The sequence below is a fragment of the Paenibacillus hexagrammi genome (genome assembly GCF_021513275.1).
GTDB lineage: Bacteria > Bacillota > Bacilli > Paenibacillales > NBRC-103111 > Paenibacillus_E > Paenibacillus_E hexagrammi.
Window position 1 is genome coordinate 1,048,931 of the sequence record NZ_CP090978.1, and the last position, 22,957, is coordinate 1,071,887.

The window sequence follows — 22,957 nt, forward strand, 5'->3', positions numbered from 1 at the left end:
AATTCAATAAGGTTAATTCGTTAATTGTGTAAAAAGAGCAAATGAAACACCATGAGAATTGCTTCTTTGCAAGGAAGGATGAAAGGGTGAGGATTCATGGAAGTAAATATGTTAGAACATTTACCAAATCCAATAATCTTAAAAAAGCTAATGAAAATCCAAGCATCACTAAACATTATTCTTTGTCAAGATGAATGGCTTCGTTACCATCGGTTTGTTCAAGATTGGGCTGAAGGTGTTTGTATGGCGAAAATAGATAATGGGGCAGGTGACCATCTATTTATTTTGTTTTCCCCTAAAGGCTGTTTAATAAAAGGCTTCGATCATGAATCTGGATTAAGCCCATATGCTCAAGATGAACATAAAGTATGGCAAGGGATTTATGATGACGTTCCTAAGGAATTATTATCTTTACTTGAAGGCGATGCGATTGCAAAAGACGATGTGACTTTTTGTATTTGGCATGAAAACAGTGACACCAACTGGCACAAGGGGAAAGTTGAAATTCCAAAAGGTGAAAGCGATGGTTCTGATTTTTTGATGGGCTGTATATTCCATACACCTGAGGATTTTGTAGAATTTGCAGAAGGTTATTTTGAATTAACACCTTCATTAGAAGTTGTTGCAAAAATTTACGAGGATTGCTCCATTACGGCAGAGATGATCACTATCTTAAATCCAGACTGTGATGTAGAAGAAGTTCTTCAAGAATTACGGGCGTCGAGATTAAATGATTAAGCTAAACGTGGAGATCTGATAAAAACTGCTGACCTCCTACTACGATGGGGAACTTTAGTTCAGTGAACTAAGACCCGTTTACCCGCTAGGCAGCAGCCGCATCTAAGCATGGAACAAAAAAACTCAACATGAGGCTCGTTAGAGAGCGGCATGTTGAGTTTTTTGCTGTATGAGCTGCACGCCAATGTGAGACGCACAGCTCCGCTAATTATTTCGTCATAAGCCCTGCCTGTGTCAGGCAAGGCGCACCCCCGCGCGCCTAGTCGGCGCGCAGCACGGCGTAGCCGTAAGGCGGAAGCTTCACCTGAAGCTTCCCGCCGTCCGGCGCTGCCGCCGTGCCTTCGAAGGCGTCGCGCCAGACGCGCGCGCCGCCGCCGGCCTCGACGCTCAGCGAAGCCGAGCGTCGCCCCGCGTTCACGAGAATGAGAACATGCTCATTCTCGTGAACGCGTTCCAGCACAAGGCGTGCATCGCCCGCCTTGGCGTGAAGGAAGCGCACGCTGCCGGTGCGCAGCGCTTCGCTGCTCTTCCGCAGGGCGATCAGCCCGCGGAAGAACTCGAACAGGTCGCGGTCCTGACGGGACGCGTCCCATTCCATGCAGCGGCGGCATTCCGGGTCACCGCCGCCGCTCATGCCGATCTCGTCGCCGTAATAGATGCACGGCGTGCCGGGAAAGGCGAATAGAAGCAGGGAAGCCAGCTTCACTTTACGTGCGTCATTGCCGCACTGCGTAAGCAGGCGCGGCGTATCATGGCTGCCGAGCAGGTTGAACGTCGTCTCGCTCACCTGGCGCTGGTAGCTTGCCAGCTGCGCTCCGACCTTATTCGCGAAGCCGGCGCCGTCTAGCTTGTCATTCGCAATATAATCGAACACCGCGCTTGTGAACGGGTAGTTCATAATGGCATCGAACTGATCGCCCTGCAGCCACATGAGCGAATCATGCCAGATCTCGCCAAAGAGGTAAGCATCCGGATTGATACGCTTCACCCGATCACGGAAAAGTCTCCAAAACTGATGGTCGACTTCATTCGCCACATCGAGTCTCCAGCCGTCGATGCCTACTTCACGGATCCAATACTCAGCTACGTTGAGAAGATATTCCTTGACCTCATCGTTCTCGGTGTTCAGCTTGGGCATGATCGGCTCAAAGGCAAACGTCTCATAGGTAGGGATCCCGTCTTCAACCCGTAGAGGCCAATCCTTGACATGGAACCAATCCGCATAACGCGATTGAGCGCCCTTTTCCAATACATCGACAAAGGGAGCAAACTTATGGCCGCAATGATTAAAGACTGCATCCAGCAATACGCGAATCCCCCGCTTATGGCATTCTTCCACGAGCCTCTTTAAGGTTTCATTCGTTCCGAATTGAGGGTCAACCGACAAATAATCGGAGGTATCGTATTTATGATTGGTTGTAGATGTAAATAGAGGAGTGAAGTAGATGGCGGTAATGCCAAGCTCGATGAGATGATCCAAATGATCGATAACGCCTTGCAGATCACCTCCAAAATAATTCGTAGGCGTAGGCTCCCCACCCCAGGGCTCGGCATGTGCAGGTGTCAGACTTGGATCGCCGCTGGCGAAACGCTCTGGGAAAATTTGATAGAACACAGCTTCCTTCACCCACGCAGGCGGCGTGAATACGTCCGCTGGATTCAAGAACGGGTATTCAAACATCCAGAGCGAATCCTGAGGCTCTTTTTCAAAATATCCTTCTTCCGTTAGCCAGAGCAATTGCTTCCCTGACTGAATCAAGAAGGCGTAACGCAATCTGCGGTAAGGAGGGTTCACGGCAACTTCCCAGTAATCGAAGAGATCGTCGCTTGCGAAGACCTGCATATCGACATAGGCTGACGTTTCCTCCCACGCGTACTTATCACCGGTTAAGGCGGACACTTTCTGCACATTGCCTCTTTTTGTTCGGATGCGAAGGTGAACGGTATGCAAGTCGTAAGCGTAAGCCCAATTCAGCTTCGGGCGATGATAAATGGCTTCCAGCATAATGGACATATGAAATAAGGCCCCTTTCTTGTTCAGGCCTGCTCTCCATGCAAAAAAGGTACATCCGGCGGAATGAGTTCCGAGGTTGTACCTTTGGGTAGCATTGCCTTTGAATTACACTCATTATACATAGGAATTGGTAGTTAGTAAACCGGTTTCCCAAAATAAATAATCTGTGTTGTTTCACGCTATTTCATAAGGAGGGATTTGGTAAATTTCGTCGAATCGTTACCAGTAGTAATGATTCGTCCGCATCGGCGTCTAAAGGGGAGATAGCATGTTCGATTCATCCAACAAAGCCAATTCGAAATCAAGCGTGAAAGCCGGTCATGATTCGATATACGCAAACGGAGAGAAAGACAGCGAAGCGTCTATACCATCGCCTTTTTATGCGAACCGACTTCAACAAACCATCGGCAATAAAGCCGTTGGGCAGCTGCTGCAGCGAGCGATCAAGAAGCCGGGCAAAAAGTCTGAGACGTACGCTCCCGGCAAGCGGATCGCCGAACATATTATCACGGCAAATATCACAGGTTCCATCAGCCAAGTCGTCATGGAAGAAATCCAAAGAATCCATCTGGAAGAAGAGGATATGACGTTTAAAGCGGCGCACAAACTGGCGATCAAAAACGTAAAGTCAAGCAATAAACGAGTCACGGGGCGCGGAGGCACCCGGATCACCGATTCAAACGATTTGATCAACCAATTGACCGGAATGGGAGTCAATATGACGAAGGCTGACCCTTATATTACGAAGCATTCCGCACTGTTTGATACTAGCTTGACGGAGATGGAAATCCTTCTCACGGATCTTCCTGTTACGACAGCTCAATCAGCAGATCAGGTCAAAACGGCGGTTACAGATACATTTATGGAGATGCCCTCACAGCTCATCCGGACGGTTTCGAGTTTTAATTCGTTTGCTGACGCGGAGGTTGCTGCGGAGAAAAGTGTTAGCTCAGCCTGGAAAGGCAATCAATTCGAACAATGGGTGGACGTGAATCTGTTTCCCGCCTACAAACAACGCCAATCATTCGCGCAACAGGGCACGATGAAAAAAAGCCGCGACTGCGACGGATTTGACAGCTCGACAGATGAAATGTGGGATTACAAGCATGTCAGCGGTTTGGTTGATGTCGATCAGGTGGACGATTATGAATATATTTTGAAAAATAAGGTGAAATCCACAACTGGCGTCGTGCCGACAGCCGTCAATTATTTGTTCCAGGATCTAGTAACGGCACAGCTGAATGCAGGGCTCAAAACCAGAAAAAACTTCCGAGTTTGGTATGTACAATCCGGTCTTCCGCCTCAACCTGTCCAAATCTAGTCCCAATAAACAGGTTAAAACACGCTCTACCTTGTCTATACTGCATAGTGTTGGCACAATCAGAGACAGGGGGACGACGGGATCATGCTGGCCGTTCATCAACGTATGGCAGAATTATGGACACTGCGCAGGGCAAGGAATCTAACCAAGGCGGAGCAGGATGAACTCATGCTTTGTCTGGAAGCTAATGCTACTTATGTATGGAATCGATTAAAATTAGATAATTTATCGCTATGCGCATCACTTACGCATGACTACGAATGGCTGCACGAGATTTGTGCGCGTATCGAAAAGCTCGAACCCAGGCACTGACAATCCGCTGTCGGTGCCTCTTCTTTTTCCAAGCTTTTCTGCTGGCGGAGTCGCAGGTATAATGGAAATAGTTTGTTGCTATGGAAAAGGGGATTTCAGTATGCTGAGCTTCTTCCAGCCTAATCGGAGCGTATCAGTTCGGCGATATGGGCTGCTCGGATTTATTCTATTGGCCGCTTTCATCATGCGGCTTATTCTTGCGCCGATGTGGATCGGTTACGACACAGATGTCGGGACGTTTCTTGCTTGGTCGGACCGCGCATATACCGTGGGTTTGCCAGCCTTATACACGGACGCCCAGCATTACTTTTTGGATTATCCTCCCGGCTATATGTACGTGCTTTATGCCATTGGCTTTCTCCATCATGCGTTTGGAATTCCGTGGGAGAGCCCGATATCGCTCCTTATTTTGAAAATGCCCGCGATGCTGGCTGATGTAGGACTTGCTTATGCGGTGTACCGGCTAACCTGGCAAGTACGCGGAGGACAGCATGCAGAACCGCTTGCGCTTGCGGGCTTAATGGCTCTCAACCCGGCTATGTGGGTGAATTCAGCCATGTGGGGGCAGGTCGATTCCTTCTTCATGCTGTTCATCCTGATGACACTCTTTCAGCAGCAGCGGGGCAAGCTTCCGCAGGCTTCGGTCTGGCTGGCTCTGGCCATTCTTCTGAAACCTCAGGCGCTGCTGTTCGGACCGTTCCTGCTCATTGATGTGCTGCGCAGGCGGGATTGGATGCTCTTTTGCTGAGCTTTCTGAGCGGTGCGGCAACCATTGTTGTTCTGGCATTCCCGTTTGCGATTGGCAGAGGGTACGGCTGGCTGCCTGAGCTCTATTTGAATACGCTATCTTCCTATCCGTATGCTTCTCTGAATGCGTTCAACCTAATGGCACTGCTTGGCGGTAATTTTGTAGAAATGTCGCAAACGGTTCTGCATATGACCTATCAAGCCATCGGAACAACGCTTATGGCTGCCTCGCTGCTGTATTGTTGCTACTTGTATATCAGAAGCAAGGGGCGTGAAGGAGCGCTGTTCTATGTTACCTTCTTATTTATCACTGCGATGTTCGTTTGTACGGCCAAGATGCACGAAAGATACTTGCATTACGGCTTGCTCCTTGTTTTGGTTGCTTATATTTATTTGAAAGACAAGCGAATGCTGATGTTGTTTATCGGCTTCAGCTTGACTCATTTTATCAATGTGGGAGACGTTCTTCTGCGCAGCTTTCATCAAGACTATCATATTCCTAAGGACGACCCGCTGCTGCTCGTGGTCTCGGCCCTCAATGTACTATTATTCATTTATGCATGTATGCTAGGATGGAGGCATTTTGTGAAACCGCATCAATTGTCACCGCAGCAGGGGCAGTCACCACTGCAACGAGATCTGGACGGGTTGGTTGAATCGACTGGGACAACGAAGTCAACAGAATCAATAGGGTCTGCTGAGTCAACGAATTCAACAGAATCAACCAACTCAGCAGAGTCAAGAGTTCAAGCCCCGAACATCCGCTTCAAAAGCTGGACATCCATTTTCGAACCGTCTATTGAGGAAAAGGCTTTCGCAGATAAACGAAGATTGTTCACCGGTAAAGATGTCCTCTATCTTGGCGCACTAATTGTTGTTTATACCTTCATTGCACTTTATCATCTTGGTGGTCATCAGGACCCGGCAACCTTTTGGAAGCCGGCCAGGAGCGGCGAAGCCATTATTGCCGACCTGGGTGCGGAACATCAGATTACGAGAATTAACAGCTTTGCCGGAGTAGGTGAAGGGGCATACTCGTATTGGTTCTCCAAGGATGGTCAGGCTTGGGAGCATCAAATCGCCGTCAAGTCGGATCATACGCAAGTGTTCACTTGGCATACGGAAGAGCCAAAGGTCCAAGCGAGATACGTGAAAATCGCCATAGATGCTCAGGAAAGCGCAGCGCTTCATCTTCATGAGGTGGGTATTTTTGGAGAGGAAAGCAGCACCATCCTCCCGGTTCAGGAAGTCATTGAAGAGCAGATCAATACGGAGGATGAAGGCAATGGAGCATCGCTTTTTGATGAGCCTCAGGTAGTACCCTACAAGCCTACGTATATGGAGGGCTCCTATTTTGATGAAATCTATCATGCCAGAACGGCTTATGAGCACCTGCACAAGATCGAACCGTACGAAAGCACACATCCGCCGCTAGGGAAAATTCTCATATCCATAGGAATTTGGCTGTTCGGTCTCAATCCGTTTGGATGGAGAATTATTGGTACATTATTCGGTGTCGGGATGATTCCGATTATGTATGTGTTTGCCAAGCGGATGTTCGGCAAATCCGAATATGCATTCATCGCGGCATTTCTACTGACCTTTGATTTCATGCATTTCGCCCAGACGCGGATTGCAACCATTGACGTATACGGTGTCTTTTTCATCATGCTTATGTTCTATTTTATGTACAGGTATACCACCCGCAGCTTTTACCGGGACGGACTTTGGAAAACGTTGATACCGCTAGGTTTGTCGGGATTGTTTTTCGGCATTGGAGCAGCCTCCAAATGGATTGTCATCTATGGAGGAGCAGGGCTTGCGCTGCTGCTGTTCCTTACTTTACTGGAGCGGTATCGGGAATACCGCTTAGCTAAGCGAGTGCTCAATGAGGCTTACGAGCCGGATACGTCCTTGCACGAGCATACTGCTTCGCTAGATCACGGATCCGGAGGAGAAGAAGCTGATCAAGCTTTAACGAATGCCCGTCAACCGGAAACAGCACTTACGGACAACACAATACCGCCCCGTGAATTTCTTACAGAAGAACAACGGAGACGGCTGCAAAACGTAATCCGGCAATTTCCAAGGTATACCATCTCGACACTGCTGTACTGTTTATTAACCTTTGTCCTCATTCCGGTTGTGATTTATACCTTGTCCTACATTCCATTCATGATGGTTCCAGGCCCTGGTCATGGCTTGAAGGACGTTGTAACGTACCAGGTACATATGTACAAGTATCACAAAGACCTCGTCGCTACGCATCCATTCTCCTCGCCGTGGTGGGAATGGCCGATGATGATAAGGCCGATTTGGTATTATCAGGGCAAGCTGATGCCGCCAGGCATGCTGTCCAGCATTGTTTCCTTCGGGAATCCGCTGATCTGGTGGCCTGGATTTATCGCCGTCATTGTGTCGATCTATGTGGCAGCCAAACGGCTCGATAAGAAGCTGGTTGTTCTCTTAATCGCTTACGGATCCCAGTATTTACCGTGGATGCTGGTGCCGCGGTTGACGTTTATTTATCACTATTTTGCCATGGTACCGTTCATGGTGCTGCTGCTGACCTATTACATCAAGGGCTATTTGGAGGAATCAGAGTCACCGCATAAACGGAAATGGGTATCCGGATATTTGGTTGGTGTATTCATCCTGTTCGCATTGTTCTATCCAATCCTGTCTGGGATGGTCATTCCCTCGGCATATTCGTATTACCTAAGATGGCTGCCGGGATGGAATTTTTCTAAACGCAGCAAAGTCACAGAAAGCATTACTAAACAAAAGACTCCGTCTTGTGCACTTCTGCACACGGCGGAGTCTTTTGTTAGATTTACCGTTTCCGAAAGCCCTCTTCGTGCATGTATTCCTCTACTTCCTCATACGTTTCGCAAGCAGACTCAATCTGATCACCTGTGTAGATATACCACAGGTCGTCCTCGAAGAAAACGGAGAGCACCTGGTTCTCGGTATCGATCCACTGCTCGGCATCCTCAGGGACACCCGGAATCTCATCGGAGTCCGGATCTGCTGAAGATGTCAGGTGTGCATCGGAGTTAGTGGAGTTACCATAGCGATCATCCGAGACATCGGACAGAACCGAATCGTAGGCTAAGCCCGAAGTACGGGACACCGCTTGATCTGAAGTGGAGCTCCCATTTTGCCCAGGGGATAAGGAGGCTATAGATGCAGCTACTAGAGAGCGAAGCTCTTCGGCACTGTAATCTCTAATGTTGACGAATCCCTTATTATCGGTAGGAACCCCTGCGACATGTTCGGCATAAACGAATCCGTTGCCGCTGGGATGAAGGTGGTAGACGACGGTTTTCTTCTCATAGACGCTTTCCTCATAATGGTAGTTAACTCGTCCCATGGATACCTGTTTGTGCTGCAGCTCAGGGAATGAGCTGCAGATTTGGAGCTTTTCTTCGAAACTAAGCATATCGCTTCCTCCGTTACTATGTTCATTTGCGGTGCTGTTATTATATCACAAATACTTGGTATCTCAGTGGGGGAGGAGCCTCGTGCAGTAAAGTTGCTTCAATGAAGCGGCACGGCTATCATTGAGATTACATGAACTTAGCAAAGGAGTGTATGCATCTCATGGTGTCCTCCCGTAAATTGTACTTCTCAGGAATGCTGCTTATCCTTGCTCTTGCTTTCATAGGAGAATTGGTTTGGCTGCCGGATCCGCTGCGTGTTGGGGCGCGTTGGTACTGGATCGATACAGCTGATCTGCTCATTTATGCATTGGCCTGTGTCCCTTTACTATGGCTTGCCGGGGGCTTGCTCCGCTGGCGGGAATGCAGGAAGAACTCCTATGGACCTCCGCCTCTATCCCTAACACTGACCTGCGCAATCGTATCACTCAGCTGCGCGGCGGCAATTCTCATCGTGCTAATAATACCTAAGCAGCTGACCTATTCCGTCGGTATTCTCGCCATTTCTTGGTTATCGGTGTTTGCCGATCTGATCGTGCAAGAGCGGGCTCTCCGAAGAAAGCCTCTCCATACCTTATCAGTTTTGGCTGTGACGATATGCTTGGGTCTGCTCTTGTTTTATCCTACTCGTTACCTGGTTACTTATCCCGGACTGACGCTTAATATGCAGCGATATGCGCATGTAAGCAGCGGCAGTGAGAGTGGAGATATATCCGGCGTACTCGTTTTTGAACGGCCTGCCTTTCCGGTGGACTGGGTGTATGCCAAGCTGTTTCCCCATTACACATTTGAACCGAATAACTTAGGCATGTCGGTGGGCGAGTATAACCAGCTGGTAAGAACGATGAAGGATGACGCCAATGCATCCGGAAGTGCCGTAGCTTTCCAAAAGCTGGGGCTAGGCAGCGGTGTTACTTCGCACGGCGTCTTGGTAACGGCGATCGCTACAGATAGTCCTGCGAGAGACAGCTTGCAATTAGGTGATATCATTATAGGGATTAACGGCGCAGCTGTTTCAAATGCCCAGGAGCTTAGCGAGCAGATGAAGCCGGTTAAGCCGGAAGAAAGCGTGCGGGTGAAGCTTCGACGCGGCAGCGCGGAGATGGAGCTGGTGGCAAGTACGAGGGGCAATCCCAGCGATGCCACGAAGGCTATTTTCGGCATTCAGGTAGCGAACGATCTTGAGTACGATATCCCGAAGCAAATCGATTATCACAGCTATTTGCTGCACGAAGGTGGTCCTTCGCACGGCGCAATGCTTGCCCTGACGCTGATCGATCAGCTGACACCGGGCGGGGTAACGAACGGCAATCATGTCGCGGGCACCGGTACGATGGAGCCGGACGGTACGGTCGGACCTGTCGGAGGTCTCGAGCAAAAGGCGTACACCGTCAGCAGAACGAACGCGGATGTGTTCTTCGTGCCTGCGGAGAATGAGGCGGAGGCCAGAAAAGGCGCTTCCGATCTCTTGATCGTACCGGTTCATACCCTGGATGATATTCTGAGCTGGCTTCGGGCGCATCCAAAATAATCGGACATTTTCCAAAAATCAGGACATTACGAAGTAGATCGTGTTTTGGATATAATATAAAAAAGCGGCCTGTACGTTATGTCAGGTCGCTGCTTGTCGTTGAGCCGGAGGTAGATCATGAACAATCGAGTACGCTCATTTTTGGCGAAATTTCGTTTTCAAAGAGTAAGAACAAGGTTCCTGGCTGCGATGATTGTCATCTCCTTGCCGCCTTTATTCTTGCTCGGCTTTATTTCATTTAACATTGCCAAATCCACCCTGATGCAAACCAACGAGCAGACGAACGAAGACCATCTGGAGACCTCCAGTGAGGTCGCTGATCTGCTTTTTCGCAATATCGTCAATTTGAACCGGTCGATTGTGATGAACGATGAGGTAAGAGCTGTCTTAAACAGCAGTAACAATAAGGCAGAGCAGAGTTTTGAGCAGGGGGATCTGAACGATTGGAACTCATCGAAGCTGCAGAAGGTGATCAATAACAATCTCTTTGACACCAAGTTTGTGAATTCGATCTGTATCTTTAATCTGGATTTTCAAACCTTCTGTGCAGGCAGGTCTGACGATGCAGGCATTTATGAGAAACCGGATAAGGCTGCCTTGATCAGGCAAACGGATTGGTACAAGCAAGCAGCTGAGGAACAAGGCAAAGTGGTGTTTGTTGGATACGATATACTTGGAGATTCCAAAGATTCCTTCTCTACGGTCAAGCTATTTCGGGATGCATCAACCTCGGAGCCGATCGGTCTTTTGATTACGAACATTTCCAAGTCGATTTTTCAGGATATTTTTAACGCGGGCAGCAGCAGCGGAGGCTTCTTGGCGATCGAATCCGCGGCTGCCGATAAGCCGGTTCATGTTGTATTTAACAACGCGCTGCCAGACGACAAGCAGCCTGCTGAGGTTAATTACGCGAGCACCTTGGCGGCTCTAAAGAAAACCGGCTATCTGGTCAGCCAATATCAAAACCAGACGACCGGCTGGACATTCATCCATCTTGTGAAGCTAAAGGAGCTGCTGAAGCAGTCGAATACAATCGGAACGGCAACGACATTTATGGCAGTATCCATGGGAGTGCTAGCCCTTATTCTATCCTTTTTTATGTCAGGGAGCATTACCCGCCCGCTGCTGCAAATCAAGAAGATGATGGTGGAGTGGACGAAGGGGACAAGAAGCTTTCAAGAGACCTTCGAACGGGATGAAGTCGGAGCTATCGGAGAGACGTTCAAACGAATGGCATCCGAAAATAGGGAGTTGACCGAAAAGCTGATTCACTCCGAGCTAAAGGAGCGGGAAGCAGAGCTTAGAGCGCTGCAAGCGCAAATCAAGCCCCATTTTCTTTACAATACGCTGGATTCAATCTATTGGATGGCGACGCTGCAAAAGAATAACGATATCGCCCAAATGGCGGTTTCCTTATCAGAAAGCTTCAAGCTAAGCCTGAACAAAGGGAAAGAGATGATCTCCGTGTTCAAGGAGCTTAAACATATTGAGCACTATATGACCATCCAGAATATCCGCTACAACAACCGTTTTCAGTATATCGAGGAGGTGGATGCCTCCTTGATGGGGATGGAAATCATGAAGCTGCTGCTACAGCCGCTCGTGGAAAACGCCATTTATCATGGCTTGGAGCCTAAGCTGGGTGAAGGCACTATTCGCTTGTCAGGGAAGCGGGAAGGCGACTTCTTGGTCTTTACTGTAGAGGATAACGGAATCGGCATCGAGGATGTCAGTGTCACAGAGTCAGGTTACGGGCTGCGCAACGTCAGGGAAAGGCTGCTTCTTTCTTATGGGCCGACGAGCGAACTGCGAATATGGAGCAGGGTTCATGAAGGAACCCGCATCGAGCTTCGATTTAATCCGAACATGAAGGAGAGGGACTCAGATGCTGAAAGCGATCGTATGTGATGATGAATATATCGTACTGCAGGGACTTCAGGCGATGATCGATTGGGCTGGGTTTGGCATAGAACTGGTTGGAACAGCAGGTGATGGTCATGCTGCTTTAGCCTTGTTTCGTAACACCCGACCCGATATTGTGTTTACGGACATACGGATGCCGGGTATGGACGGGCTTGAGCTCATTTACAAAATCCTGAACGAAGCACCGGAGACGTACTGCATAGTATTCAGCGGATTCAACGAGTTTGAGTATGTGAAGAAGGCCATTCAACTGGGCGTTGCCGATTATTTGGAGAAGCCCGTAACGGTTCCGAGCATCGAGAAATCCCTCCAGAAGGTGCTGGACCGTATTCGCCAACAACAAGAAATTAATGAAGTGGTTCTAGCGAAAGCTACGTTAGATTTGCTGCTCATAGGCACTGAGGCGGAGTCCAAATGGCTTCACAGCTTTGGTGAGAACGCTTCGCGGGTCTGCGGAGTAACGGTTGCGGCTTCAGGAGCGGTCACCGCTGTTTTTCCCAAACACGAGGATTACTTCAGTGTCGCCGTTCGAAACGGTCAAGAGAGAATGCTTGTCTTCTTCCATTATCAATGGCCTACTCTTGAATTTTGGGAGCATTTGGCGTACGAGTTTGAGTCTGCGGGTATGCCCGTGGGCTGTGGCAAAACCTATTCGCAGATTGCGAAAGCGTCGATCAGCTGCACAGAGGCGCTTCGAGCATTGAGATCCGCCTATTTTCTAGGGGAGCAGGGTGTCGTGCGTTTCGAGGATCTGGGGGATCTAGGATCAGCGCCGGACGGTCTCACAGAAAGAGAAGAGGCGATCATCCTAAGTATCCGTACGGGCAACCGCAGCGTACTTATGGAGCAGCTCGAGCAGTTTATTAAGTGGCTGCAGCTTGAAAAGCTGGAGCTGGAAGTCGCGGAGCATAAGATGCTCAAGCTGATTTATTTGGCGCTGGAGGAAGCCAAGAAGACGGGAGCAGATAAGGCGCAGCTTGCCTATGAACATTACAAGCCGCACGTCGATTTCCGCGAAATGGCCGCTAAGGGCAAGGTAGCCGAATGGTTTCGAGAACAGCTCCTGCAAATTGCGGAAGCGGGCGCTCCAGTGTCTAGTGATAGTGTTAAGCATTCCTCTGTGGAGCGCGCCCGCAGCTTTATTGCCGAGCACTGTACAAGAGATTTGTCTCTTCAGGAGGTTGCGGAGCATGTCGGCATGAACCCGACGTACTTCAGCGTGCTTTTCAAAGAGGAGATTGGGGAGTCCTATATCAAATACGTAACCCGATACCGCATGGAGCTTGCCAAGTCGCTACTTAGTAAAGGCCTTAAAGTGAACGATGTGAGTGAGAAGGTCGGTTATCACACCTACAGGCACTTTTCCGAAGTGTTCAAAAAGTATACGGGGCTAACGCCGGGTCAATTTAAGGAACAAGCCTAACAGCCCAAAAAAAACGGACGCTGATCCAAAAATGCCGCACTGCCGAAGCTTCCCGAAAGCAGGTACTATAAATCACAGGGAAGCGAAACATGGAATCCCGAGCAAAAACAAGGGGGACACGAAGATGAAAAAGAATGGAACTAAGTGGGTTGCACTATTGTCGACTTCCGTATTGCTGGCAGGAGTGGCGGCCGGCTGCAGCAGTGCGCCAAAGGAAGAAAGCGCTCCTAGCGGTCAAGCGGCTCAAAGTGATACGAAAAAATCGGATGAAAAAGTAACGATCACCTTGCTCGTTGATAATACACAGGACTCTGTGAACATGGCGAAAGGCATTGTGGAAGCGTTCGAGAAGAAGAATCCGAACATTCATGTCGAAACGGAAACCCGTCCGGGCGGCGGCGAAGGTGACAACATCGTCAAGACGCGACTGGCGACTGGCGATATGACGGATGTCTTCTTCTATAACAGCGGCTCACTTATGCAAGCGCTTAATCCAGAGAAAAATATACTGGATGTCTCCAATGAACCTTTCATGGCGAACGTTCTCGATTCCTTCAAAAAGGCAGTAACCTATAACGGCAAAGCTTACGCCGGTCCTGTTGGTTCTACGATGGCAGGCGGTTGGTTCTATAACAAAAAGGTATATAAAGATCTGGGCTTGTCAGTTCCGAAGTCCTGGGATGAGCTGATGGCGAACAGCGAGAAAATTAAAGCCGCGGGCATCACGCCGATCATCGGAACCTTTAAGGATGACTGGACCACGCAGCTGGTGCTGCTTGCAGATTATTACAACGTTCAAGCGGCTAATCCGAAGTTTGCTGATGATTATACGGCTAATAAAGCCAAGTTCGCGACAGACCCTACAGCGCTCCGAGGATTTGAGAAGCTGGAGGAGATCGCAAAGAAGGGCTACATGAATAAGGACATGAACGCTACGACCTATGATGCGGGACTAAAAATGCTGGCGGAAGGCAAAGGTGCGCAGTATCCGATGTTGAGCTTCGCGGTGCCGGCTCTGGAGCAAAACTTCCCGGATAAAATGGGCGACATCGGCTTCTTTGCTCAGCCGGGTGACAAAGCAGATACGAACGGCTTGACGGTGTGGACACCAAGCGGCGCCTACATTTACAAAGAAACGAAGCATGTGGAAGAAGCTAAGAAGTTTGTGTCGTTTATTGCATCGATTGAAGGTACGCAAGCTCAGGCTAGCGCTTCTAAGCCGACAGGTCCCTATGCCATCAAAGACGCTAAGCTCCCGGATAATGTAGCACAAGTGGTGAAAGATATGACGCCTTACTTCGATAGTAACAAGACTGCGCCTGCTCTCGAATTCCTATCCCCAATTAAAGGATCAAGCCTGCCACAAATCACAACGGAAGTCGGCGCTGGCATCAAAACGGGTAAACAAGGCGCTGAAGCTTATGATCAAGATGTAGAGAAACAAGCGAAGCAGCTCGGCCTTCAGGGCTGGTAATCGCTGAATTCATATGACCTGGAAAAGGAGTCGGCCATGCCACGCGGATGCGAATCGGCTCCTTTTCTATTCCAACAGGGGTGAAGCAGAATGACCAAAATTTTTAAGCGGACCTATTCGTATGCATTTTTGATTCCGGCGGCGATTGTTTACTTGCTTATCTTTATTTTTCCAACTGTAATGTCTTTCTTTTTCAGCTTGACTAGATGGGATTTAACGACATGGCAATTTATTGGTCTGGATAATTTCAAAATGTTTTTCAAGGAAGCTTCGCTTCTGATTGGATTTAAGAACACCTTTATTTATGCATTCGTTACCTGTGTGCTGAAAGTTGTGATCGGTCTGTTGCTAGGTGTTTTATTAACTTCAAAAATAAGAGCCAAAGGCTACCTGAGGTCTGTCATATTTTTTCCGACTTTGTTGAGTACGATTGCCGTAGGACTTACGTTCAGCATGCTGATGCACCCTTCCCAGGGGATGATCAACGCCGCATTGAACGTGATTGGTATTACCGGGCCGGACTGGCTGGGCGACACACGGATCGCACTACTTTCAGTCGCATTCGTGGATGTCTGGAAAGGGGTCGGCTTTGCGATGGTCATTTACATTGCTGGCATTCTATCCATCCCTCAGGACTATTATGAAGCGCTGCAAATCGATGGCGGCGGTTCCTTCCGCAAATTCTGGAACATCATTGTTCCTCTCAGCCGTCCTGCGACGAATTCAGTGATCATCCTTTCTTTCATAGGCGGACTGCGCTCCTTCGATCTGGTATGGGCGATGACGAAAGGCGGTCCCGGCTTTACGACGGATTTGATCGCATCGATCATCTACAAGCAGTACCAGGGCGGCTATTACGGACTTGCTACAGCAGGTAACGTTATCCTGTTCCTCTTCGTAACTGCGCTGGCCCTTCCGCTCTATTCGTACCTGAACAGAAAAGAGGTTGACCTATGAGCAAAAGAATCAGGCAGCTTGGAGGCGAAACGGTCGCCATCTTGCTCACCATCATCATTTTTTGGATTCCCTTCTACTTTGTTATTGTCAATGCCTTGAAGGATAAAAAAGAATCTGCCTTGCTCAGCTTGTCGTGGCCATCTACGACTCATCTGTGGGAGAACATGAAGGCTGTCATCACGGCACGGGACTACATGCTGCTTCGCGCTTTTTACAACAGCACTGTGCTTACCGTTCTCTCCATCGTCGTACTGGTAATGATCTGCGCCATGGCCGGATATGTCATGCAGCGAAGAACGGACCGCGCTACACCGTGGCTGAATTTTCTTGTCCTATCGGGTCTGATTATCCCTCCTGCGATCGTACCGACGATCTGGGTGCTGAATGGATTAGGATTGTTCAAAACGATGACCGGCCTTGTCCTGGTAGAGGTAGCGCTTGGCTTCCCGTTCGGCGTGCTGCTGTACAAAGGCTTTATGGCGACCATTCCCCGGGAAATTGATGAAGCGGCTGTTGTTGACGGCTGCAGCGGCTTCAAGCTGTTTTACAAGATCATTCTTCCCTTGCTGCAGCCGGTTACGGCAACGATCGTCGTGACATCGTCCGTAGGTATTTTTAACGACTTTACCAATCCCCTGTATTTCTTCCCTGGAGCGAAGAATGCCACGGTTCAGCTAACGCTGTACAACTTCCAGAGCCAATTTGTGACGCAGTGGAACCTGCTGTTTATGAATATTCTGCTGATTACGCTGCCGCCTTTGGTGCTCTTTATTTTCTTTAATAAAAAAATCGTTGCCGGTATGACGGCAGGCTCCGTAAAGGGGTAATGATCGGAGCAAAGGGAGTGCTTAGAAGATGACGGGACTAAAAGCCACAGACTTAACTTGCGAATATCAAACGAGTCCGCTGGGAATTGACATCAAGCAGCCGCGCATCAGCTGGCAGCTGGAATCAGATCGCCGCGGCACGATGCAGCGGGGCTGCAGGCTCGTTTTCGCCGGTGAAGACGGCGATTTCAGCCGACCTGTCTGGGATACAGGTGAGATCATGTCGGATCGGTCCATACAGGTGACTTATGCCGGACCGGAGCTGAAGCCGCGCACTCGCTATCACTACAGAGTCAAGGTATGGGACAGCTTCGGGCGCGAATCGGAATGGAGCGAGGCGGCCTGGTGGGAGACGGGGCTGCTAGAGCAGGATGCGTGGCAGGCAGAGTGGATTACGCCGCTGGCGAGCGAGATCGATCCTCAGGCGGAGCCTGCTTTTCTGCTGCGCAAAAGCTTCCGTGCTCGCGAAGACGCTAGCGTAGTGTCTGCCCGAATCTATGCTACAGCTGCAGGCGTCTATGAACTGTACGTGAACGGTCAGCCGGCCTCGGAAGATCTGCTTGCGCCGGGCTGGACCAGTTATCAGCATAGGCTGCAGTATCAGACTTATGATGTGACGGCGCTCATACAGCCTGGCGGTAATGGGATCGGCATCATGCTGGGAGATGGCTGGTACCGAAGCAATATGGGCTTTGAGGACAAAAATTTTAGGTACGGCGAGCATCGCGCCGCTCTGCTGCAGCTTCACGTACGTTATGCGGATGGCTCCGAAGAGGTGGTTGCAACCGATACGACCTGGAAAGCCTCGTTTGGTGCGATTCAGTACTCCACGATTTACCATGGCGAGACGTACGACGCGCGTGAAGAGCAAGAAGGCTGGAGCGAAGCGGAATTTGATGAGTCCGGCTGGAAGCCTGTACAAGTTTGTGAGGGGTTGTCCATGGATGCTTTAATTGCCCAGGAGAACTCGCCGACAAGGGTCACACAGACACTGAGACCAGTCGCCTATTTCAAGACGCCTGCCGGCGATCATGTGCTGGACATGGGCCAAAATATGGTCGGACGCATGCGTTTTACCGTGAGTGCACCTACAGGAACGCGCATTGAATGGAAGCACGCGGAAGTGCTTGATAAAGAAGGGAATATCTATTTCGGCAACCTCCGGCCTGCCAAGCAAAAGGTGATTTATTTCGCTAAAGGCGGAGGCAGCGAGACCTATGCGCCGCATTTTACCTTCATGGGCTTTCGTTATGTCAAAGTGGAAGGCTACCCTGGTGCGGAGGAGTATGGTCTGCCGCTAGATGCATTTGCTGGTGAAGTCATACATACCGACATGGAGCCTACCGGCGAATTCGAATGCTCGGATGCCAGGGTGAACCAGCTGCAAAGCAACATTATGTGGGGACAGCGGGGCAATTTCCTGGATGTGCCGACGGATTGTCCGCAGCGTGATGAGCGGCTGGGCTGGACGGGAGACGCTCAGGTGTTTATCAGCACCGCATTGTTTAACTATCAGGGCGGACCGTTCTTTACCAAATGGCTGCACGACCTGAAAGCGGAACAGTTCCCAAACGGAGGCGTGCCGTTCGTCATACCGGATGTTGTGGGAGGTGCAAGCTCCGCAGCTTGGGGAGACGCTGCTGTCATTTGTCCTTGGACCGTTTATCAATATTACGGGGATACGTGGCTATTATCCGAGCAGTTTGAAAGTATGAAGAAATGGGTCGAATTCATCCGGGCCCAGGGAGAGAATGAATATTTATGGAACACGGGCTTCCACTTCGGAGATTGGCTTGCTCTAGATGCGAAAGAGAACAGCTATGTCGGTGCCACGCCGAAGGCGCTTGTCGCAACCGCTTACTATGCGTACTCGACCCGCATTGTGCGGGATGCAGCCCGCGCTTTGGGCAGGGAAGACGACTTGCATACCTACGGCGAGCTGTATGAACAAGTAAAGCAGGCATTTCAGGACGAATTCATTACGAAGAACGGCCGCATGGCATCGCCGACGCAGACCGCGCATGTGCTTGCTCTTGCCTTCGATCTTGTAGACGGCAGTGTCCGTACCCGTGTAGCCCGGGAGCTCAATGACCTGATTGTAGAGAACGACTATCACCTGACAACAGGCTTTGTGGGAACTCCGTATCTATGCTTCGCGCTATCGGGTAACGGCTATCATGATACGGCTGTAAAACTGCTCATGCAGGAAAGCTACCCGGGTTGGCTTTATTCCGTCTCCAAAGGCGCGACCACGATCTGGGAGCATTGGGACAGCATCAAGGCGGACGGGTCTTTCTGGAGCGACGACATGAATTCCTTTAACCATTACGCCTATGGAGCTATCGGAGACTGGCTGTACCGCAAGGTAGCGGGACTGGATATGGATGTGTCCGTGCCTGCTTTTAAGCACATCCATCTGGAGCCTTACTTTGGTCTGAAAAAGCTGAGCTTCGCAAAGGCTGCGCACCGCTCTATGTATGGACGAATCGCTGTAGGCTGGCGTGTAGACGGAGCGAACATTGAGGTATCCGTGGAGATTCCGCCGAACACCACGGCCGAACTGGTACTCAGGGGCGCCTATGTCCATGGTTTGAAAGAGAGCGGTCATGAGCTTGCCGGCGTGGATGGTGTTCAATCCGCAGCCGAAACCGGTCAAGGCGTTCGACTTATCCTGGGCTCGGGCTGCTACACCTTTACGTACATGAATAAAGACATGTTCCGCATTCGGTATACGGAAGACAGCCGCGTTGACGAAATCATGAACGATGAAGCAGCAGCGGCCGTTCTTCGCAAGTATATCCCGCATTTTTTTGTTGGAGCTGGCTTTCATTTTATGAAGAAATCTTCTCTCAAGCAGCTGGCTGAAAATACGATGGCGCGCATTTCCAGAGAGCAGATCAATGCGATCCTCGAGGAACTGGCAAGCTTGTAACTAGATAGGGAGTGTTGTTCGAAGATGGGCATCAATCAAAGATTTGTTGAAAAAGCAGAGGCATTGCTGCCAGAGCTGCAAGAATCCATTGTGACTCCGAAAAGAGTGATCGATGTGATCGCGGATGCTGATGCGTTCCAGGGGTGGAGCGCGGAAGAGACTATCTCTTTGGAGGAGCTGACCGGCTCGTCGCTAGGCAAGGACGACAGCTTTATTTTGGACTTTGGCGATCATCAGGTCGGGTACGTCTCGTTTACCGTAAAGCCGGTGGGCAGTCCTCCGGATGCTCCGCTTGGTCTTAAGCTGATTTTTGGCGAAATGCCTTGCGAGGTGGCGGAGTCCTTCGATTCCTACAATGGCTGGTTGAGCAAATCCTGGCTGCAGGAGGAGACGATGTATATCGATATCCTTCCTGCGGAAATTCGGCTACCAAGACGTTATTGCTTCAGATACATGAAAGTAATGGTGCTGGATACGTCCCGAAAGTATACAGTGGCATTCTCCGATATTCAGTGCAAAGCTGTTACATCCGCTGATACTAGCAAGCTGGCTCCACTGCGGGATGATCTGCCTGATGACCTGAAGGACATGGACCGGATCAGCATCAAGACCCTGCAGGATTGCATGCAAACCGTTTTCGAGGACGGCCCGAAGCGGGACCGCAGACTGTGGATTGGCGATCTTCGACTGCAGGCGATAGCGAATTACTATACATTCAACAATTATGATCTGGTAAAACGTTGTCTGTACTTGTTTGCCGGACTTACGCTGGAAGACGGCGCGGTTAGCGCTTGTATTTTCGAGAAGCCGCAGCCTTTGGCGGATGATACACGACTGTATGACTACTCTTTATTTTTTGCAGCCACCTTATTTGACTATTATAAAGCTTCTCAGGATCGGGAGACGCTCATTGAGTTGTGGCCGACGGCTTACGAGCAGATTGAAATTGCTTTGCGGAGGCTGGATGAGAGAGGGATTGTGCAGGATGAGGAAAAGTGGTGGAGCTTTACCGACTGGCATCCGGATTTGAACAAGCAGGCGCCGGCGCAAGCTGCACTGATCTATTGCCTCAGACGCGCGTTATGGTTGGCCCAGGCTCTAGACAAACACGGCGAAGCCCAATTCATTCAGGAACAGCTCAATCTGGTGACACAATCGACAATCGAACATTTGTGGGATCCAGAACAGGGTTTCTTTATCAGCGGCGAAACGAAACAAGTCTCCTGGGCTTCTCAGGTGTGGATGGCGTTAGCAGGAGTCTTCGACACGGAGGAAAACGGGAGGCTGATGGATCGGCTCTTCGAAGAGCAGCCGGCTGTCGGGATGACGACTCCTTATATGTACCATCACCTCATAGAGGCGCTCTTTGAGAGCGGTAGAGCAAGTAAGGCAGTAGAGCAGATGCGGGCTTACTGGGGAGAAATGGTCAAAGACGGCGCTGATTGCTTCTGGGAGGTTTATAACCCTGCCGACAAGCAGCTTTCTCCATACGGCAGTAATTTGATCAACAGCTATTGTCACGCCTGGAGCTGTACCCCGACTTATTTTATCCGCAAATATAAGCTGTAAGGAGGCTTGATTCGATGAAACCGGAGCTGCTCAAGCAAAAGCCGTTTTATCTTTCCGATGCTCAAATCAAGTGGGTGCAGGATCAACTGAAAGAGATGACACTGGAAGAGAAGGTCGGACAATTATTCGTTGTCGTGGAAAATCCTTTCTCGCCGGTCAAGGAGGATCTTCTCAGCATCAAACCCGGGGGCGTGCATCTGTTTGCCTTTAGCCCGGAAGCGACGAAGACCAATCAGCAGGCGAAAATTCTCGAGCTGCAGCAGCGCAGCAAGCTGCCTTTGTTAATCACCGGAGATCTGGAGTCAGGAGGCTACGGGGGTGCTATAGACGGTACGAATCTGGGTATGAATATGCAGGTTGCAGCTGCCGGCAGTACGAAGCTGGCGCATGAGTTCGGTCGCGGAATCGATACCGAAGGAACGGCAATCGGCTATAACTGGGTATTCGGGCCCGTGCTGGATATCAACTACAATCATCAAAATCCGATCGTTAATACACGTGCCTTTGGCGACTCGCCGGAGGTCGTTGAGACCTATTCGATTCCTGTACTCGAGGGCGTTCAGGAGAGGCAGCGCATGGCTGCGTGCGTCAAGCACTGGCCTGGAGACGGCATGGATGACCGTGACCAGCATAAAGTGCTGACCGTCAATTCGATGCCGATGGCGCAGTGGCGCGAAACGTACGGCAAGGTATACCGCTCGGCGATTGATGCCGGAGCCAAAAGCGTCATGAGTGCGCATATCGCGCTGCCTGCCTATTATGAGGAGCAGGGCGTCACGGACGTTCGGATTAAGCATACGCCGGGGTCACTCTCCTACGAGCTGAACGTGAAGCTGCTGCGAGAGGAGCTCGGCTTCAACGGACTGATTGTGTCCGACGCGACCAAGATGATCGGCATGACTAGCTGGGGACCTCGCAAGCAGATTGTTCCTCAGTGTATTGCTTCCGGTGTCGATATGTTCTTGTTCACTGCAGATCTTCATTATGACTGCGAAGCGATGCTGCAGGGAGTGAGGGGTGGTGTCATTACTGAGGAGCGGCTTCAAGAGGCGGTGACACGGATTCTTGCTTTGAAAGTTTCGCTAGGTCTGCACTTAGGAGTCGGCTCGGCTGAGGACTTGTCTGCCGTGGGCAAAGCGGAACACGTTCAATTAGCCAAGGAGATTGCCCAGCAGTCTGTAACACTGGTCAAAGATACGCAGGGCCTGCTGCCGATTAGCCCGGAGAAGCACAAGCGGGTGCTGCTGCTGGCAAAGGGGAGCGAAGGGTCCATGTTCGCTGAAAACGGCTCCGGCGGCGATACAATAGCAAGCTTACTTGAAGATGAAGGTTTTGAAATTATTCGTGACTATCGGCTTCGCGAGGAACATAACGAGATCGATCTGGTCATTCTCCTGACACAGAAAGCGCCGAGCTTTATGCAAAATTCCCTGCGCTTGTCGCCGGAGGAAACAGGCGGGATTTTCACCTGGTTTCCGACCTACGTACCGACTCTGCTCATCTCGCTAGGGAACCCGTATACGTTATATGAAATGCCTTCCATGCCAACGGTCATTAACGGCTACAATGCTTCCGTCATCGTGCAGGAAGAGGTTGTGAAATGCATCCTCGGCAAGCAGCCATTCCGCGGAATTTCGCCAGTGGATGCTTTCTGCGGTCTGGAATGGGCACGGCTCTAAGCTTAGTACTCCCTTGGTGCAGCTGCTCGTCTCACGTACTGATGTGAGGCTGCGATTTCGCCCAAGGAGA

15 protein-coding genes are annotated in these 22,957 nt (G+C 50.2%); 14 read left to right on the forward strand and 1 reads right to left on the reverse strand.

The window, feature by feature from the left end; translation table 11 throughout:
* Positions 1–96: 96 nt before the first annotated feature.
* On the forward strand, positions 97–738 hold the full coding sequence (locus L0M14_RS04790) for a hypothetical protein (protein WP_235121078.1): 642 nt from the start codon (positions 97–99) through the stop codon (positions 736–738).
* Positions 739–997: 259 nt separating this feature from the next.
* Here the strand turns inward: L0M14_RS04790 and L0M14_RS04795 are convergent, their stop codons facing one another.
* A complete protein-coding gene (locus L0M14_RS04795) occupies positions 998–2,746 on the reverse strand; it encodes an alpha-glycosidase (protein WP_235122819.1) in 1,749 nt (582 codons plus the stop codon).
* Positions 2,747–3,020: 274 nt separating this feature from the next.
* On the opposite strand from L0M14_RS04795, the gene L0M14_RS04800 reads away from it, so the two are divergent.
* The 13 genes from L0M14_RS04800 to L0M14_RS04860 all read left to right on the forward strand — a co-directional run bounded on the left by L0M14_RS04800 (position 3,021) and on the right by L0M14_RS04860 (position 22,887).
* A complete protein-coding gene (locus tag L0M14_RS04800) occupies positions 3,021–4,073 on the forward strand; it encodes a hypothetical protein (RefSeq protein ID WP_235121079.1) in 1,053 nt (350 codons plus the stop codon).
* Between the two features lie 84 nt (positions 4,074–4,157).
* A complete protein-coding gene (locus L0M14_RS04805; protein WP_235121080.1) occupies positions 4,158–4,385 on the forward strand; it encodes a DUF7667 family protein in 228 nt (75 codons plus the stop codon).
* A 100-nt stretch (positions 4,386–4,485) separates the two neighbouring features.
* Complete coding sequence (locus tag L0M14_RS04810) at positions 4,486–5,133, forward strand: glycosyltransferase 87 family protein (RefSeq protein WP_235121081.1); 648 nt, start codon at positions 4,486–4,488, stop codon at positions 5,131–5,133.
* Positions 5,127–8,192, forward strand: a complete 3,066-nt coding sequence (locus tag L0M14_RS04815) for a glycosyltransferase family 39 protein (RefSeq protein WP_235121082.1) — start codon at positions 5,127–5,129, stop codon at positions 8,190–8,192. The genes L0M14_RS04810 and L0M14_RS04815 overlap by 7 nt, the downstream gene beginning before the upstream one ends.
* A 543-nt stretch (positions 8,193–8,735) precedes the next feature.
* Entirely contained in the window at positions 8,736–10,103 is a 1,368-nt protein-coding gene (locus L0M14_RS04820; protein ID WP_235121083.1) for a PDZ domain-containing protein, read from the forward strand.
* Positions 10,104–10,220: 117 nt separating this feature from the next.
* A complete protein-coding gene (locus tag L0M14_RS04825) occupies positions 10,221–12,011 on the forward strand; it encodes a cache domain-containing sensor histidine kinase (protein ID WP_235121084.1) in 1,791 nt (596 codons plus the stop codon).
* Entirely contained in the window at positions 11,989–13,449 is a 1,461-nt protein-coding gene (locus tag L0M14_RS04830) for a response regulator (protein WP_235121085.1), read from the forward strand. The genes L0M14_RS04825 and L0M14_RS04830 overlap by 23 nt, the downstream gene beginning before the upstream one ends.
* A gap of 124 nt (positions 13,450–13,573) precedes the next feature.
* Positions 13,574–14,923 carry an ABC transporter substrate-binding protein gene (locus L0M14_RS04835; RefSeq protein ID WP_235121086.1) on the forward strand — a complete coding sequence of 450 codons (1,350 nt, stop codon included), beginning with the start codon at positions 13,574–13,576 and terminating at the stop codon, positions 14,921–14,923.
* Positions 14,924–15,013: 90 nt separating this feature from the next.
* On the forward strand, positions 15,014–15,880 hold the full coding sequence (locus tag L0M14_RS04840) for a carbohydrate ABC transporter permease (RefSeq protein WP_235121087.1): 867 nt from the start codon (positions 15,014–15,016) through the stop codon (positions 15,878–15,880).
* Positions 15,877–16,707: a carbohydrate ABC transporter permease gene (locus tag L0M14_RS04845; RefSeq protein WP_235121088.1), complete on the forward strand. Its 831-nt coding sequence runs from the start codon at positions 15,877–15,879 to the stop codon at positions 16,705–16,707. Before L0M14_RS04840 ends, L0M14_RS04845 begins: the two co-directional genes overlap by 4 nt.
* A 28-nt stretch (positions 16,708–16,735) precedes the next feature.
* Positions 16,736–19,639 carry an alpha-L-rhamnosidase gene (locus tag L0M14_RS04850; protein WP_235121089.1) on the forward strand — a complete coding sequence of 968 codons (2,904 nt, stop codon included), beginning with the start codon at positions 16,736–16,738 and terminating at the stop codon, positions 19,637–19,639.
* Between the two features lie 24 nt (positions 19,640–19,663).
* Positions 19,664–21,208, forward strand: coding sequence for an alpha-L-rhamnosidase-related protein (locus L0M14_RS04855; RefSeq protein WP_235121090.1), 1,545 nt, complete (start codon positions 19,664–19,666; stop codon positions 21,206–21,208).
* Between the two features lie 14 nt (positions 21,209–21,222).
* Complete coding sequence (locus L0M14_RS04860; RefSeq protein WP_235121091.1) at positions 21,223–22,887, forward strand: glycoside hydrolase family 3 protein; 1,665 nt, start codon at positions 21,223–21,225, stop codon at positions 22,885–22,887.
* The last annotated feature ends 70 nt before the right edge of the window (positions 22,888–22,957 follow it).